14 protein-coding genes are annotated in these 15,833 nt (G+C 71.1%); 6 read left to right on the top strand and 8 right to left on the bottom strand.

From position 1 onward, the window contains the following. The first annotated feature begins 108 nt into the window (after window positions 1–108). Window positions 109–1,476: a flotillin family protein gene (locus DEU37_RS01020; protein WP_259457089.1), complete on the top strand. Its 1,368-nt coding sequence runs from the start codon at window positions 109–111 to the stop codon at window positions 1,474–1,476. A 187-nt stretch (window positions 1,477–1,663) separates the two neighbouring features. Here the strand turns inward: DEU37_RS01020 and menC are convergent, their stop codons facing one another. From menC to DEU37_RS00995, 5 genes are all read right to left on the bottom strand, one after another. Next, entirely contained in the window at window positions 1,664–2,803 is a 1,140-nt protein-coding gene (gene menC / locus DEU37_RS01015; protein ID WP_121188854.1) for an o-succinylbenzoate synthase, read from the bottom strand. Window positions 2,804–3,042: 239 nt separating this feature from the next. Next, window positions 3,043–3,465, bottom strand: a complete 423-nt coding sequence (locus DEU37_RS01010) for an organic hydroperoxide resistance protein (RefSeq protein WP_005047915.1) — start codon at window positions 3,463–3,465, stop codon at window positions 3,043–3,045. Window positions 3,466–3,501: 36 nt separating this feature from the next. Next, a complete protein-coding gene (locus DEU37_RS01005; protein ID WP_121188853.1) occupies window positions 3,502–3,954 on the bottom strand; it encodes a MarR family winged helix-turn-helix transcriptional regulator in 453 nt (150 codons plus the stop codon). 55 nt (window positions 3,955–4,009) lie between these two features. Further along, a complete protein-coding gene (locus DEU37_RS01000; protein WP_121188852.1) occupies window positions 4,010–4,405 on the bottom strand; it encodes a hypothetical protein in 396 nt (131 codons plus the stop codon). Beyond that, a complete protein-coding gene (locus tag DEU37_RS00995; RefSeq protein ID WP_121188851.1) occupies window positions 4,402–5,148 on the bottom strand; it encodes a GNAT family N-acetyltransferase in 747 nt (248 codons plus the stop codon). Before DEU37_RS00995 ends, DEU37_RS01000 begins: the two co-directional genes overlap by 4 nt. A gap of 91 nt (window positions 5,149–5,239) precedes the next feature. Between DEU37_RS00995 and DEU37_RS00990 the strand changes: the two genes are divergently transcribed. Further along, window positions 5,240–6,640: an MFS transporter gene (locus tag DEU37_RS00990; protein WP_005047924.1), complete on the top strand. Its 1,401-nt coding sequence runs from the start codon at window positions 5,240–5,242 to the stop codon at window positions 6,638–6,640. Between the two features lie 185 nt (window positions 6,641–6,825). Beyond that, window positions 6,826–8,004: a cobalamin-independent methionine synthase II family protein gene (locus tag DEU37_RS00985; RefSeq protein WP_121188850.1), complete on the top strand. Its 1,179-nt coding sequence runs from the start codon at window positions 6,826–6,828 to the stop codon at window positions 8,002–8,004. Window positions 8,005–8,028: 24 nt separating this feature from the next. Here the strand turns inward: DEU37_RS00985 and DEU37_RS00980 are convergent, their stop codons facing one another. After that, a complete protein-coding gene (locus tag DEU37_RS00980; RefSeq protein WP_183043551.1) occupies window positions 8,029–8,637 on the bottom strand; it encodes a TetR/AcrR family transcriptional regulator C-terminal domain-containing protein in 609 nt (202 codons plus the stop codon). Between the two features lie 127 nt (window positions 8,638–8,764). On the opposite strand from DEU37_RS00980, the gene DEU37_RS00975 reads away from it, so the two are divergent. From DEU37_RS00975 to purU, 3 genes are read left to right on the top strand one after another with little or no spacing between them, the layout of a single operon-like run. Continuing rightward, window positions 8,765–10,234 (top strand): APC family permease, encoded by a 1,470-nt coding sequence (locus tag DEU37_RS00975; RefSeq protein ID WP_121188849.1) that lies wholly within the window; start codon window positions 8,765–8,767, stop codon window positions 10,232–10,234. Further along, complete coding sequence (locus tag DEU37_RS00970; RefSeq protein ID WP_121188848.1) at window positions 10,231–11,817, top strand: amidohydrolase; 1,587 nt, start codon at window positions 10,231–10,233, stop codon at window positions 11,815–11,817. Before DEU37_RS00975 ends, DEU37_RS00970 begins: the two co-directional genes overlap by 4 nt. A 27-nt stretch (window positions 11,818–11,844) precedes the next feature. After that, the gene (purU, locus tag DEU37_RS00965) at window positions 11,845–12,726 is read left to right on the top strand and encodes a formyltetrahydrofolate deformylase (protein WP_121188847.1); all 882 of its coding nucleotides are present in this window, start codon (window positions 11,845–11,847) and stop codon (window positions 12,724–12,726) included. Between the two features lie 24 nt (window positions 12,727–12,750). On the opposite strand, the gene DEU37_RS00960 is transcribed toward purU, so the two are convergent. Together DEU37_RS00960 and DEU37_RS00955 are read right to left on the bottom strand one after the other, a co-directional pair. Then, window positions 12,751–13,698, bottom strand: a complete 948-nt coding sequence (locus DEU37_RS00960) for a class A beta-lactamase-related serine hydrolase (protein ID WP_259457088.1) — start codon at window positions 13,696–13,698, stop codon at window positions 12,751–12,753. Window positions 13,699–13,787: 89 nt separating this feature from the next. Further along, the gene (locus DEU37_RS00955) at window positions 13,788–15,785 is read right to left on the bottom strand and encodes a M13 family metallopeptidase (protein ID WP_121188846.1); all 1,998 of its coding nucleotides are present in this window, start codon (window positions 15,783–15,785) and stop codon (window positions 13,788–13,790) included. Between the last annotated feature and the right edge of the window lie 48 nt (window positions 15,786–15,833).

Raw genomic sequence — 15,833 nt, 5'->3', positions numbered from 1 at the left:
ACCGCCGCCGAGGGGGTTATCCCGAGATCCGCGCTGTCCTCGGCATCCGTCCGTCGCATTCGATACGGTCGGAGGACATCGGCAGCACAAAGGAAGTGGGTTCGTTACGTGGATATTCTTGCCGCCGGAGGAGCACTGGTGATCGTCGGCATCGCCGTCGTCGCCGCCGTCATCCTCCTGGTCTTCCTCCTCATCATGGTCCGCGCCTGGTACAAGGTCGCGAAGGCCGACCAGGCCCTGGTCATCGTGGGAAAGAGTCAGAAGAGCGCCAGCGGCGAATCGTCGCGCATCTCGGTGATCACCGGCGGTGGCGCCCTGGTCAACCCGCTGACGCAGCGCGCCGAGATGATCTCGCTGCGGGCGCGTCAGATCAAGATGGAGCCGACGGCGCAGGCCTCCAACGGGGTGACCGTCAACGTCTCGGGCGTCGCGCTGGTCAAGATCGGCTCCGACCCCGAGTTCGTCCGCCGCGCGGCGGAGCGCTTCCTCTCGCAGGACGGCGCGATCGAGCAGTTCACGACCGAGCAGCTCGAGGGTGCGCTGCGCGGCGTGGTCGCGACGCTGACCGTCGAGCAGCTCATGAAGGACCGCCAGAAGCTGTCCGACCAGATCGCCGAGGGCATCAAGAGCGACCTGCTCGCGCAGGGTCTCATCCTCGACTCGTTCCAGATCCAGGGCGTCACCGACAAGAACGGCTACATCGACGCCCTCGGCGCCACCGAGGTCGAGCGCGTGCGCCGCGAGGCCGAGGTCGCCCGTATCAACGCGGCGCGCGAGGTGCGTGCCCGCCAGATCGCCACCGAGGAGGCGAACCTCGTCGAGCAGACCGCGTTCGACAAGAACTCCGCCGCGGCCGCCGCCGAGGTCGGTCGCGCCCGCGCCGAGGCCGACCAGGCCGAGGCCCTCGCGCGCGCCGAGCGCGAGCAGGCGGTGCTGCTGCAGGGCGCCGAGAACAAGCAGGCCCAGCTGGATGCCGACATCAAGAAGGTTGCCGACGCGTCCCTCTACGAGCGCCAGCGCGCGGCGGATGCCGCGGCGTACGGCGAGGTCAAGGCGGCCGAGGCGCGCGCCCAGATCGCCGCTCAGGAGGCGGAGGCGACCCGTCTGCGCGCCCAGGCCGAGGCCGACGCGGTGCGCCTCGTCGGAGAAGCCCGTGCGTCGGCGATCGAGGCGGAAGCCGAGGCCCTGTCGAAGAACCAGGAGGCGCTGCTCGCCCAGCGCGCGCTCGAGGCCCTCGTGCCGATGATGACCGAGTTCGCACGCGGCTTCGACAAGGTCGGCTCGATCACGGTGCTCGGCGGCGAGGGCGCGTCCAGCCACATGGCGGCGGAGTCGGCCTCGAGCATGCGGGCGAGCTTCGACGCGATCCAGGCGGCCACCGGCATCGACCTGCGACAGGTCATCCAGGGGCAGGCGACCGGCCGCGGCATGGCCCAGGGGCTGCGCGAAGAGCCGCAGGTCACGACCGAGAGCTGACGCGTTTCGACTCCTCGCTGCGCTCGTCGCTCAACGACCGGGGAAGCCTCACGCCCCGGCCCCACCCACCCCCGGCCGTTGAGCGAGCGCAGGCAATCTGACCGGCGCAGGCCGACTCGCCGCGATTCCGCCTGTTCTCGGCCGATTGCCTCCGGCGGGCGGCGCTTTCGACCGCTCGCCGGCGGGGTCAGCGCCGCAGCTCGACCCGCGCGACGGTCGCGTCTTCGAGCGCGACGGGATCGATCTCGACGCCGATGCCGGGCGCGGTCGGCACGCGGACGTGCGCGTCTTCCAAAACGATCGGCTCGCGCACGATGTCGCGGGCGTAGAAGCGGTCGGATGCCGAGACGTCGCCGGGCAGCGTGAATCCGGGGAGCGCGGCCAGCGCCGCGTTGGCCGCGCGGCCGATGCCGGTCTCCAGCATCCCTCCGCACCAGACAGGCACCCCCGCCTCGCGACACAGATCGTGCACACGCACGGCCTCGAGGTAACCGCCGACGCGGCCCGCCTTGATGTTGATGATGGCCGCGGCGCGCAGGGCGAGCGCGTCGCGCGCCGCCTTGGCCGACACGATCGACTCGTCGAGGCAGATCGGCGTGCGAAGACGCGCGGCGAGCGCGGCATGGTCGACGATGTCGTCCTCCTGCAGGGGCTGCTCGATCAGCAGGAGGTCGAAGCGGTCCAGCTCGGCGAGGGTGTCGGCATCCGCGAGCGTGTAGGCGGAGTTCGCGTCCACCTGCAGCGCAATCGCCCCGAACGCGTCACGTACCGCCGCGGTGTCGGCGACGTCGCGACCGGGTTTGATCTTGATCTTGATGCGCACGTAGCCGTCGTCGAGGTAGCCGCCGACGGCGTCGACGAGGGCCGACGGGTCGCGTTGGATGCCGACCGAGACACCGCTCGGCACGCGGTCGACCGTGGCGCCGAGGTACTCGCCCAGCGGGCGCCCCGCGGCACGGAGCGCCGCGTCGAGAACGGCCAGCTCGAGCCCCGCCTTCGCCATGCGATGCCCGACGAACGGCGCGAGGATAGTCGATACCTGCTCGGGCGCGACACCCTCCGCCGCGGCATCCAACAGCGCCGGCGCGAGGAAGCGCTGGGTCACGTCCCACGCGCCCTGCGTGTACTCGCTGGAATAGAGGGGCGCCTGCTGGGTGACGATCTCTCCCCACCCGTCGCCGTCGCCGGTGCGAACGCGTACCACGATGACCTCGCGTACGGTCTCGGTGCCGAACGACGTCGTGAACGGCGAGACGAGCGGCAGATGGAGCACCCGCAGCTCGACGGCGTCGATGCGCACGGGCGCGGCGGGGCGGACGATCGGCATGCGCTCAGGCTACGCCGCGCGCCCCGCGGGCACCCGGACGGAAACGCGCGCCGCCGGGCGTGCTCAGCGGGGCGCTCGCAGCAGGGCGAAGCGCGGGGCGACGTAGGTGCTACGACGCGGAGCCCGCGGCAGGAGGGCTTCGGTGATGGCGGTGATGAAAATGCGCACGGCATCCGTCCTCTCGAGGTCTTCACTCAAGAGATGACGGATGCCGTGCGATATGACGCGGCTTCGCGAAGTCAGTCGTCGACGACGGTGACGTTGACCTCGATGTTGCCGCGCGTGGCGTTCGAGTACGGGCACACCTGGTGCGCCGCGTCAGCGAGCTGCTGAGCGACGGCGAGGTCGACGTCGGGGATGTTGACCTCGAGCTCGACCGCCAGCTGGAAGCCGCCCTGGCCGTTCGGGCCGATGCCGACCCGGGAGCCGACGCTCGAGCCCTCGATGCTCACCTTCTGCGCGCGGGCGACGCTCTGCAGCGCGCTGTGGAAGCACGCCGCGTAACCGGCGGCGAAGAGCAGCTCGGGGTTGGGCGCCTCACCGGCACCACCCATCTCCTTGGGGACGCGCACGTCGAAGTCGAGGATGCCGTCGGTCGTGCGGACGTGCCCATTGCGGCCGCCGCCGGTGGCGAGGGCCTCGGCGGTGTAGAGAGTTTCCATTGTTCTTCCTTTCGTGGAGGCGGGAGGGCGCGCCGCTCAGGCGGCGGTGCGCAGGTCTGCGGCGAGCGCGCGCATGTTCGCGGTGATCGCCGCGAGCTGGTCGAGCAGGTCGGCGAGGCTGCGGCCGCTGTCGACGAATGCCGGGACGAGGCAGCCGGCCGCGGCGACGACCTCGGCGTGCACGTCACGACCGGCGGCGGTGAGGGCGACCCGCACCACGCGCTCGTCGGCGGCATCCCGCCGGCGCGAGACCAGCCCGCGGTCCTCGAGCCGCCGCAGCAGGGGCGAGAGGGTGCCGGAGTCCAGTGCGAGCTCCTCGCCGAGGCCGCTGACGGTGCGCTCGCCCGTGGCGAGCACGACCATCGCGAGGTACTGCGGGTAGGTGAGCTTCCAGGGCTTCAGCAGCTCGCGGTAGGCCTGCGTCGTCGCGTGCGAGGCGGTGTACATCGCGAAGCAGACGAACTCGTCGAGTGTGGCGGGAGCGGGCATGCGAAAAGCATTGCACACAATTCAGTTGTGCACAATCTTTCGCGTGAGGCACTCCTCAGCGCGACAGGGTGAACCCGTCCGGATCGCCCGGCCGCGGCGGACGCAGCTGCGGCGGCAGGGGCCACGGCAGCACGATGCCCTCGTGCGGCCGGCTCATGTCGCCGTAGTCGTCGACCTTGACGACGATCCGCGCCGGCGTCACCTCGACGAGCCGGACCCGCACCGGCGCGCCCTCGCCGCGCTCGAGAATCCAAGGCTCGGCAAGGAAAGCGAGGCCGCGCTGCTCGAGCGCCTCCTCGGCATCCAGCCACTCGACGGATGCCGCGACCACCCGCCCCAGCACGTCGATCGCCGTCCACGCGTCGCCGTCGGGGCGGATCCACCCCAACCGCTCGCCGTCGTCGCGACGGTGGGGAGTCCAATCGTCGGCAACGGCGCCGCCCCCGCTCACGACGCCACCCCGGAGCGAACGAAGAGGTAGCCGCGCTCGTCGAACCCGGCCACCGCGAAGCCGTCCTCGGTGAGCCCGAGGAACGCCTCCCGCACGCGGTACCGCCAGTCCAGCGCTTCGCCCGGGGCATCTCGGCGGAGCCGTTCGATGTCGGCGGGAACCTCCACGGTGGTGACGATGTCGCGCTCGCGCGGCGCGGCGGCGGGCGCATCCAGGTCCCAGACGGCGAAGATGCGGTCGCTCTCGTCACCGCGGTTCACGCCGTCGTCCATCGCGCCGTAGTGATCCACGTAGTACTCTCCGACCCGCGCGCCGAGCACACGAAGGTTGAAGGAGGCGTTGCGGGCGACGAGCGGGTCGAACGTCCACGTGATCCGGTGGACGCCGCGCGTCAGAGCCCACTCGCGCTGGTGCTGCTTCAGCAGCCGTCCGAGTCCCCGCCCGCGATGATCGCCGACGATGCCGGTGATGTGCGAGTGCAGCGAACGGTCGTCGGGGGCGGCGAAGAAGCCGACCGACGCGCCGATCATGCGCTCCGCCGAGGGATCCCCCGTCGGCACGGCATAGAGCCCGACGGCGTAATTGCCGACGTGCGCGAGCGCACGCAGGAGGTTCGGCGGCATGCCCGTGCGGTCACCGCCCCACACCTCGCTGAGCACGGCGGATGCCGCCGCGATCTGCTCCATCGTGCGAAGGGGCCGGATGCGAAACCCGTCGAGGGTCCGGCTGTCGAGGTCCGCCATGCCGTCACCCTATGCCGGAGCCACCGCATCAGGCGGCCGATAGCCTGAAAGGATGCCCGCTGATGACGATGCCCGACGACGATTGACCCGGATGCCGCCGCAGGGCGCGATCGTCGCCGTGCTGGCGCTGGCCGGGCTCGCGTCGTCATTCATGTTCACGCTCGTCGTTCCCATTCAGACGCGCCTGCCCGATCTGCTGCACGCGAACAGGGACGACACGGCATGGGTGGTCACCGCGACGCTGCTCGCGGCCGCCGTCATCACGCCCATCGCCGGACGCCTGGGCGACATGTACGGCAAGCGGCGCATCGTCCTGGTGCTGCTGGCGACGCTGGTGGTCGGGTCGGTGATCGCCGCCGTGTCGACCGGACTGATCTGGCTGATCGTCGGCCGCGCCCTGCAGGGCGCGGTGACCGGCGTGATCCCCCTGGGCATCTCCATCCTGCGCGATGTGCTCCACGAGGACCGGGTCGACCCGGCCATCGCCCTCATCAGTGCGACTCTCGGCGTCGGAGGCGCGCTCGGGCTTCCCATCAGTGCGCTGGTGACGGAGAACGCCGACTGGCACGCGCTGTTCTGGACGGCCGCGGTCCTCGGCGCCGTCGTGTTCGTCCTCGTCCTTCTCGTCGTCCCCGTGAGCGTCCTGCGCACCGCGGGCCGTTTCGACTACGCCGGTGCGCTCGGGCTGGCGGTGGGACTTCTCGGCATCCTGCTGGCGATCTCGCGCGGCGACGCCTGGGGCTGGGGGTCGGCGGCGACGCTCGGCTGCGGCCTCGGCGGGGTGGCGGTGCTGCTCGTGTGGGGATGGTACGAGCTGCGCATCCCGGAGCCTCTGCTGGACCTGCGGGTCGCCGCCCGACGCCCCGTCCTGCTCACCAACATCGCCTCGGTCGCGATGGGCTTCTCGCTCTTCTCTTCCAACGTCTCCTACCCGCAACTGCTGGAGCTGCCCGCGCCGACCGGGTTCGGGCTCACCCTGCTGGCGGCGAGCCTCGTGATCATGCCCTCCGGCCTGGTGATGATGGTGCTCTCCCCGTTCTCCGGACGCCTCGCGAGCACCGTCGGCCCGCGCCGCCTGCTCATCCTGGGCGCGATCGCCCTCATCGCGGCGTACGGCTTCAGCCTCCTTCTCGCGTCCGCCGTCTGGCACATCCTCATCGCGAACCTCCTGATCGGCGTGGGGATCGGCTTCGGCTACGCGGCCATGCCCATGCTCATCATGCGCTCGGTCCCCCAGAGCGAGACGGGCGCCTCGAACGGCCTGAACGCGCTCTTCCGCTCACTCGGGACGAGTTCGGCGGCGGCGGTGGTCGGCGCCGTGCTCGCGAGCATGTCGAGCGTGCAGGACGGACGCACCGTTCCCACGGCAGCCGCCTTCCAGGTGTCGTTCTGGCTGGGACTGGTCGCCGCGGTGATCGCACTCACGGTCGCCGCCTTCATCCCGCTGCGCCCCGCCGCCGAGCACCACCCGGCGCTGCCGAACGGTCACTAGCGGCGCGCGGGCGCCGCCCGGTTTCACCCGGCGTCACACGGCCGTCACGCACGCCCGTCGCGCCGTATCCTGACGACGGCTCGAAAACCGGAAGCCTCCGCCTTGAGCAGCCGGTGACCGTCGCCGCTGCAAGAGCCTTCTGACACTCGCCCGCGTCGCGGGCCATCGTCCTCAGGAGGAGAACCATGTCCGTCGCCACCACCACCTCCGGCAGCCTGCCGCGCACCGCCGCCCTCATCGAGGCGAACGCCGCCCGCAGCCTCGCCGACGACGGCTTCACGCTGCTGTCGACGCCCGAGTTCGAGGCGCTCACGGCCCAGGCCGTCGCCGACGTCGTCGAGCGCCAGCGGGCCGCCGGCGTCACCCTGGTCGGCGACGGCGAGTTCGGCAAGGCCATGTCGAACGCCGTCGACTACGGCGCCTGGTGGTCGTACTCGTTCCAGCGGGTGAGCGGCCTGTCGCTCACCGAGATCAACGCCTTCAACGAGCCGCCGGTGCGCTCGGAGCCGGGCGCGATCCGCCTGACGAGCTTCCTCGATCGCCGCGACCGCCAGCGGTTCCCCGCCGTGTACGCCGAGGCCGTGGAGGCCGGACGCACCGCGACCGCCTTCCCCACGACCACCGGACCGCTCGCGTACCGGGGTCAGGATGCCGTGGCCTCCGACATCCACCACCTCACCGCGGCGCTGCGACCGGGCGAACAGGGCTTCCTCACCGCGATCGCGCCCGGATCCGCGGCACGCGTGCGCAACGACTACTACGCCACCGACGAGGAGCACATCTTCGCGTGGGCCGACGCGCTGCGCGAGGAGTACCGCGCGATCGTCGAGGCGGGTCTCATCCTGCAGCTCGACGACCCCTCGCTCGCCGAGAACTTCGACCAGATCTCCCCGGAGCCCTCGATCGCCGACTATCAGGCGTTCACGAAGATCCGCATCGACGCGATCAACCACGCCATCGCGGGGCTTCCCAAGGAGCAGGTGCGTCTGCACCTGTGCTGGGGGTCGTGGCACGGCCCCCACACCACCGACATCGAACTGAAGGACATCCTCCCCGTCGTGCTGCAGGCGAACGTCGGCTCGATCTCGTTCGAGGCCGGCAACGTGCGCCACGAGCACGAGTTCGGCGCCTGGGCGGATGCCGCCCTGCCCGACGACCTGGTGCTGGTGCCCGGCGTCGTCAGCCACGCGACGAACGTCGTGGAGCATCCCGAGCTGGTCGCGCAGCGCATCCGCCGGTTCACCGACATCGTCGGAGCCGACCGCGTCATCGCCTCGACGGACTGCGGCCTCGGCGGCCGCATCCACCCCGACATCGCCTGGGCGAAGCTCGAGACGCTCGGCGCGGGCGCGCACCGCGTCTGAGCCGCGGGACCGGATGCCGGGGCGTCAGCCGCGCTGGGCGCGATCGATCGCGTCGAGCAGGGCCTGCAGGCCGATCTCGAAGGCCGCATCCAGGCGCGCGTCGGCATCCGTCCATGCGCTGCTCGCCGCGGCGAGCGCGCCCGTCGCGGGAGACGTCCGCCACACCTCGGACGGGGCGGCGCGTTCGAGCGCGATGCCCAGGGCGAAGCTGTCGAGCGCCTCGAGGTAGACCGAGACGGCGTGCGGGGCGAAGCCGGCGGCGTGCAGCGACGCCGCCATCCGCTCGTAGATGCCGAGCACCGTCTCGGAGGTGATCGGGGTGCCGACGAGGAGGGCGACCAGACGCGGGTGGGCGGCGTAGCCGGCGCGCATCGAGCGGAGGATCGCCTCCAGTTCCTCGCGCCAGGGCCGCCCGTCATCCGGCACGGGAGGCGGGAAGTCCCGCACCATGCGGTCGCGGATGAGGTCGACGAGGTGGTCGAGTCCGCCCACGTGGTAGTAGAGCGAGGGCGCGGCGACGCCGAGCCGTTTGCCGAGGGCACGCATCGAAAAGGTGTCGCCGCTGTCGATGAGCGCGAGCGCCTCGTCGACGATGCCCTCGATCGAGAGCCGCGCCACCGACGGTCTGCCCACACGCACCTCCCGAAACAAGACAGTTACACAGCGTACTTGTCGGCGACGCATACGAGAGACATACTGCCTAACATCGTTAGATAAACCCGGCGCATCGACCGGGGCAGACTCACCCTTTGGAGGACACATGTCAACGGCGACGCCCACACCCTCCGCGACAGCGGAACCGTCCGGTGCCATCGGCACCCTGAAGAAGAACTCCCTCGGCGCGAGGGGCATCACGTTCCTCGTCGTCTCGGCCGCCGCGCCGCTGACGGTCATCGCAGGAACCGTCCCGCTCGCCATCCTCATCGCCGGCCCCGCAGCCCCCACGGCCTACCTCGTCGTCGGCATCGCGCTGGCGATCTTCGCCGTCGGTTTCATGGCGATGACCAACCGCATCTCCCGCACCGGCGGCTTCTACACCTACATCGCCGCCGCCCTCGGCAAGCACATGGGCCTCGGCGCCGGCATCCTCGCCCTCGTCTCCTACAACGCCATGCAGATCGGCATCTACGGCCTGTTCGCCGTGAACGCCAAGGCGATGCTCGCCACCGTCTTCGGCATCGACGTGCCGTGGCCCGTCCTCGCCGGCGTCGCGCTCGTCGGCGTCTGGGCGATGGGCTTCACCGGCATCGACATCGGAGCGCGCGTGCTGGGCGTGCTGCTGGTCGCCGAGACCATCGCACTCGCGGTGCTCGGCGTCGCGATCCTCGTCACCGGGGGCAGCCCCGAGGGCTTCGGCACGGGCGCCTTCGCCCCCGTCAACGTCTTCACGCCGCAGTTCGCGGTGGTGCTCGGCCTCGCCTTCGCCGCCTTCATCGGCTTCGAGTCGACGGTGCTGTATCGGTCCGAGGCGCGCACCCCCCACCGCACGATCCCCCGCGCGACCTACATCGCCGTCGCCGCCATGACGCTGTTCTACTTCGTGCTGACGTGGCTGCTCGTCCAGGCGTACGGCGAGAGCGCCGTGCAGGCCTTCATCGGCGAGAACGGCGTCGAGACGTTCCTGTTCGCCACCGCGGGCAGCCGGCTCGGCCAGGTCGCGACGAGCGTGTTCCTGCTGCTGATCGTCACGAGCGTCTTCGCCGCACTGCTCGCCTTCCACAACTCGATCAACCGGTACACGTACGCCCTCGCCCGCGACGGCGTGCTGCCCGCCGCGCTCGGCCGCACCCGTCCGCGCAACGGCACGCCCTGGGTCGCAGGCCTCGCGCAGTCGGTCCTCGCCGCGATCATCGTCGGTGGCTTCGCCCTCGCGGGTGCCGACCCCTACCTCCAGTTGCTGATCTGGGTCAACACCCCGGGCGTCGTCGGCGTCGTCGTGCTGCAGATCCTGGCCGCGGCATCCGTCGTCGTCTTCTTCGTCCGTCGCGCCAGCCGCGCCGACCGGCCGTGGTACGCGGTGCCCGCGGGCATCGCCGGCGGCGTGCTGATGCTCGTCTTCCTCGTGCTCATCGTCGTCAACATCGGCGTCCTGACCGGCGCCGACGACACGACCAACGCGGTCATCATCGGTGTCATCCCGGTGGCGTTCCTCGTCGGAATCGTGCTCGCCGAGGTGCTGCGACGGGCTCGACCGGCCGCCTACGCGGGCATCGGCGGTCCGGAGCAGTGACCGCCGCCGACCTCGTCGTCGTCGCCGACGCGCTCCATGGCACGACCGGCGAGGCTCTGGCCGTCGCGGACGGGCGGATCGTCGCGATCGGCGACCGCCGTGACACGTCCGGGTGGGGCGGCCGGGGAACACGCACCGTGCATCTGCCCGGCGTCGTCCTCCCCGGCCTCGTCGACGCCCATGCGCACCCCGTTCTCGGTGCGCGGGTGTCGCGCGGGCTCGACCTGCAGGGTGTCCGCACCCTCGGCGAGCTCCGAACGATCCTGACGCGTGCCTGCCGCGAGGCCGCGCCGGGTGCCTGGGTGCTCGGTTGGGGGCTCTCCCACGATGTGTGGGAGGGCGCCCCGATCACCGCCGCCTCTCTGGGCTCCGCGGTCGACGGCGCCCTCGTGCTGCTGCGGATGTTCGACGCCCACTCCGCCCTCGCCAGCTCCGCGGCGCTCGCCCGGGCGGGCGTCGACGGTCCGCGCACGTTCCCCTCGGGCGCGGGCGTCGCGGTGGATGCCGAGGGCACCCCGACCGGGGTGCTGCAGGAGCACGAGGCGATCGACCTGGTCGAGCGGCTCGTGCCGGTCGAAGCGCTGGCCGACGTGGCCGAGCGCCTCGCCGGCCATCTGGAGCGCATGGCCGCGGCGGGTCTGACCGGCGCACACGTCATGGACTTCGAGGGCGACCCGGCGGCCCTCTACGCGGCGGTCGAGGAGGCGGACCGGATGCCGCTGCGCCTGCGGATCCACCCGTGGGTCGACCCGTCGACGACGGAGCAGGACTGGGACGCGCTCATCGGTGCCACCGGATCGGGCGGCAGGCTCTGGCGGCTGCACGGCGTCAAGTTCTTCCTCGACGGGACGATCGACAACGGCACGGCGTGGCTGACCCACGCCGACTGCCACGGACAGTCGGTGCGCAGCACCTGGCCGTCGCCGGCGCACTACGCCGCGGCGATCGCGCGCTTCGCGGCGGCCGGGGTGCCCACGGCGACCCACGCGATCGGGGATGCTGCGGTGCGCCACGCCGCGGCATCCATCGCCGCCGCGCGCGCCGCGCACCCCGGCTCGCTGCACCGGATCGAGCACCTGGAGCTGACCGGCGACGACATCGTCGACGCCGTCGCCGGCAGCGGCGCGATCGCGAGCATGCAGCCCACCCACTGCACGCGGTTCATCCGCGCCGACGGCCGCGACAATTGGAGCGCGCGCGTCGGACGGGCGCGGGCGGGGCAGTCGTGGCGCACCCGTGCCCTCGCCGATCGCGGCGTGATGCTCGCATTGGGCTCGGATTGGCCGATCGCACCGTTCGACCCCCGGGAGATCATCGCCGAGGCGCAGACGCGCCGACACGGCGACGGTGAACCGGTCGGCGCGGCCGAAGCGTTGTCGGCCGCGCAGGCGCTGGCCGGATACACGACCGGCGCGGCCGCCGCCGCGGGGCACGCGGCCGACGAGGGTCGGCTGGCGGTGGGCATGCGCGCCGACCTCACGGTTCTCGCCGCCGATCCGACGCAGTGCGCACCGGAGGACGTCCCGGCCCTGTCGGTCAACGCCACCGTGGTCGACGGGCGGGTGCGCCACCTGCGCGGGTGAGGCGCGCCGATCGGGCAGAATCGATCCATGTCTCCCGTGCACGATCCCCACCTCCCCGCCGACCACGCGTGCCTCATCGTGCACGGCAGTGACAAGCCCGGCATCGTCGCGGCCGTCTCGGCGATGATCACCCGCATCGGCGGCAACATCGTGGCGTTCGACCAGTTCTCCGACGACCACCGCGGCGGGGCGTACTTCCAGCGCGTGGTGTTCCACCGCCCCGACTTCGCGCTCGAGCGCCCCGCGATCGAGATCGACATCGCCCGCACCCTCGCCGACTTCGAGCTGGAGTGGTCGCTGACCGACCAGTCGGTTCCCAAGCGGATGGCGATCCTGGCGAGCACGCAGGACCACTGCCTGCTCGACCTGCTATGGCGCCACCGCCGCGGCGACCTTCCGGTCACCATCCCGATGGTGATCTCGAACCACACCACGACGGCCGAAGACGTCCGCAGTTTCGGCGTGCCGTTCTTCCATGTGCCCTCGGTCGCGGGGCCGGACAAGTCGGCGTCGGAGGAGGAGATCCTGAAGCTGCTCGTCGGCAACGTCGACTTCGTCGTGCTCGCGCGCTACATGCAGATCCTGTCGCCCGAGTTCCTCGAGCGACTGGGGGTGCCGGTGATCAACATCCACCACTCGTTCCTGCCGGCCTTCATCGGCGCCGAGCCGTACAAGAAGGCCAAGGCGCGCGGGGTGAAGCTCATCGGCGCGACCTCGCACTACGTCACCGGCGACCTCGATGAGGGCCCGATCATCGAGCAGGACACCGTGCGCGTCACCCACGCCGAGTCGTCGGCCGAACTCGCCCGTCGCGGCGCGGACGTCGAACGTCAGGTGCTCTCCCGCGCGGTGCTGTGGCACGCCGAGGACCGCGTGATCCGCCACGGCAACCACACGATCGTCTTCTGAGGCGGTGCTGCCGGCGGGAAACCGTCAGTACACGTACTCCATGAGGTCGAGGCCGAGGGCGCGGAACGCCTCGTGCGCGCGCAGCCGATGCGCGACCGACAGGTCGTCGAAGCAGACGATCAGCGCGTAAGCGGCGCCGGCGCGGGGCCCGGCGATCACTCCGGCCTCCGCGCGGATGCCGTCGCCACGCCCGGTCTTGTTGACGAAGAGCAGCCCGTGGCGGTCGTCGTCGTGCGCGAACGGGTCCAGCGCGGTGCTCGCCGCGACGAGCGCCAGATCCTGGTTGAGGCTGAGCCACTCCGACACCTGCGCGCTGACCGCGGGCGAGACGACCTGCGCGTTCACGAGACCGGCGAAGAGGGTGACGAGCTCGCCCGTCGAGGCGAGGCCCACGTGCGGGGCGTCGTCGAGGCCGCGCTCGTCGCGGAAGCCGTCGATCAGCGCCGTCTTGACGAGGCCGATCTGCTCGACACGGGCCCGCACGGCGTCGAGACCGACGCGCTCGAGCAGCGCATTGGCGGCGGCCGCGTCGGAGGCCGCGGCGGCGAGCACGGCCAGGTCGCGCACCGGCAGCGCGGGCGCGGCCAACCGATGCCAGAGGCCGCCGACGGCGACCGGCGCCACCGAGCTGCGTTCGATGATCTGGAGCGGATCGAGCGTGCCCGCGTCGATCTGCGCGGCGACCTCGATCAACAGCGGCACGACGCCGATGCCCGCGACGGGCAGCACGAGGTGCGCATCGCCGGCGAGCACCGTCTCACCCGAGTCCAGATCTGTGACGCACACCGAGACCTGCGCCCCCGCTGCGGCGACGGCGTCGAGCGCGGCGAGCGCGGTCGAGAACGAACGGGTACGGCCCGACGAGCGCCGGGGCGATCGTCGCGTCGAGGGCCGTTCGCCTCGCGCCTCGCCACGCAGCGGTGCGCGCACCTCACCGCGACGTGGTGACGATGCTCGACCTGCACTGTCCACGCGAGATGCTCCGTTCTCGATGTTGTCGCCGCCGGCGGTGTCGTGGCCCGGACGCCGCGCCGACGATCGCCGGCCCGGCGACGCGGTGGTCACCAGATGGTGACGCGCTGGTCGGCGTCGAGCCACAGCGCGTCGGTCTCGGTGACGTCGAACGCTCGGTAGAACTCGTCGACGTTGCGAACGATCTGATTGCAGCGGAACTCGTTGGGCGAGTGCGGATCGATGGTCAGGAGGCGAATCGTCTCGGCCTCGCGACCCTTCTGCTGCCAGATCTGCGCCCAGCTGAGCAGCAGCCGCTGGATGCCGGTGTACCCGTCGATCACGGGACCATCGGCATCCTCGTCGGTCGTGTCGGCCCCGAGCGAGAGGCGGTAGGCCTTGATCGCGATGCCGAGCCCGCCGAGGTCTCCGATGTTCTCGCCGATCGTGAGAGCGCCGTTGACGTGGTGCTCGGCGGCGAGGCCCTGCGGCACGAGTGCGTCGTACTGGGCGATGAGGGCGCCGGTGCGCTGCTCGAAGGCGGCACGGTCGTCATCCGTCCACCAGTCGCGGAGGGCCCCTGTGCCGTCGAAGGCCGATCCCTGGTCGTCGAAGCCGTGGCCGATCTCGTGGCCGATCACGGCGCCGATGCCGCCGTAGTTGGCCGCGGCATCCCGGTCCAGCTCGAAGAACGGGTACTGCAGGATCGCGGCGGGGAACACGATCTCGTTCATCAGCGGGTTGTAGTAGGCGTTGACCGTCTGCGGGGTCATGTACCACTCGTCGCGGTCGATGGGGGCGCCGAGCTTGGCGATCTGCCGTTCGTGTTCCCACGCGTTCGTGCGGCGGACGTTGCCGATCAGATCGGCGGCGTCGACTTCCAGCGCCGCGTAGTCCTTCCACGTCACGGGGTAGCCGACCTTGGGCGTGAACGCGTCGAGCTTCTCGAGGGCGCGCCCGCGGGTCTCCGGCGTCATCCATTCGAGCGTCTCGATGGAACGCCGGTAGGCCTCGATGAGGTTCGCGACGAGCTCGTCCATCGCCTCTTTGGCTGCGGGCGGGAAGTGGCGCTCGACGTAGACCTTGCCCACCGCCTCACCCATCGCCGCCTCGACGAAGCTGACGCCCCGCTTCCACCGCTCGCGATTGACGGGGACGCCCGTGAGCTCGGTGCCGTAGAACGCGAAGTTCGCATCGACGAAGTCGGACGACAGGAAGGCTGCGGAGGCGCGCACGGCATGCAGGCGCAGCCACGCCTTCCAGTCCTCGAGGCGGTCCTCGACGAGCAGCGAGCCGAGCCCTTCGAAGTAGCTGGGCTCGTTCACGTTGATCTCGGCGAAGCCGTCGGAGCGGCCGGGGGCGACGGCATCCAGCCAGGGGGCGAGGTCAACGCCGACCAGCTGCTGCACGTCGTCCCACGTCATGAGGTTGTACGTGGCGACGGCGTCGCGGGTGCGCACGTTGTCCCAATGGTGGCTCGCCAGCTCGGTCTCCAGCGCCAGCACGCGGTCGGCCTGCCGCCCGGCATCCTCACCCTGCGCACCCACGCCTGCGAGACCGAGGACCGTCTGCACGTACTCACGGAAGGCGATGCGGGTCTTGTCGAAGTTGTCGAGGCGGTAGTAGCTCTCATCCGGCAGCGACAGACCGGACTGCACGAAGAACGCGACGTAGCGCTCGGGGTTTCCCGGGTCGGGCTCGATGTAGACGCCGATCATGCTGCCGACGCCCTCCCGCTCCATTTCGCCGACCGTGCGCAGCAGGTCGGAGACGGAGCCGATCGCGTCGACCCGCGCGAGCTGGGCCTCCAGCGGCTGCGCGCCGAGCTGCTCGATCCGCTCGGTGTCCATGAAGCTGGCGAACAGGTCACCGATCTTGCGCGCCTCGGTGCCCGGCTCGGCCGTGGTCGACTCCTCGATGATGGCCCGCACATCCTTCTCGGCCTGCTCGGCGATCAGGTGGAACGACCCCCACCGGGCCTTGTCGTCCGGGATCTCGGTGGCCTCCAGCCAGGCGCCGTTCACGTGACGGAACAGGTCGTCCTGAGGACGGATGCCGGGGCTCAACGCGGACAGCTCGATACCCGAGCGAAGGGTGGGGGCGGTCATGCCGTACAGGATACGCGCCGGTCCTGTCCGCGCGATCCGTGTTCACCC

Origin of the sequence: Microbacterium sp. AG790 (genome assembly GCF_003634765.1) — a bacterium.
Lineage (GTDB): Bacteria > Actinomycetota > Actinomycetes > Actinomycetales > Microbacteriaceae > Microbacterium.
Note: the sequence above shows the minus strand (reverse complement) of the source record. Positions and strands in the feature narration are given on the sequence as shown.

Coding starts and splice junctions, on each gene's coding strand:
- menC (WP_121188854.1), bottom strand. CDS start 2,803: ATGCCGATCGTCCGCCCCGCCGCGCCCGTGCGCATCGACGCCGTCGAG.
- DEU37_RS01010 (WP_005047915.1), bottom strand. CDS start 3,465: ATGGAAACTCTCTACACCGCCGAGGCCCTCGCCACCGGCGGCGGCCGC.
- DEU37_RS01005 (WP_121188853.1), bottom strand. CDS start 3,954: ATGCCCGCTCCCGCCACACTCGACGAGTTCGTCTGCTTCGCGATGTAC.
- DEU37_RS00995 (WP_121188851.1), bottom strand. CDS start 5,148: ATGGCGGACCTCGACAGCCGGACCCTCGACGGGTTTCGCATCCGGCCC.
- DEU37_RS00990 (WP_005047924.1), top strand. CDS start 5,240: ATGCCGCCGCAGGGCGCGATCGTCGCCGTGCTGGCGCTGGCCGGGCTC.
- DEU37_RS00985 (WP_121188850.1), top strand. CDS start 6,826: ATGTCCGTCGCCACCACCACCTCCGGCAGCCTGCCGCGCACCGCCGCC.
- DEU37_RS00975 (WP_121188849.1), top strand. CDS start 8,765: ATGTCAACGGCGACGCCCACACCCTCCGCGACAGCGGAACCGTCCGGT.
- purU (WP_121188847.1), top strand. CDS start 11,845: ATGTCTCCCGTGCACGATCCCCACCTCCCCGCCGACCACGCGTGCCTC.
- DEU37_RS00955 (WP_121188846.1), bottom strand. CDS start 15,785: ATGACCGCCCCCACCCTTCGCTCGGGTATCGAGCTGTCCGCGTTGAGC.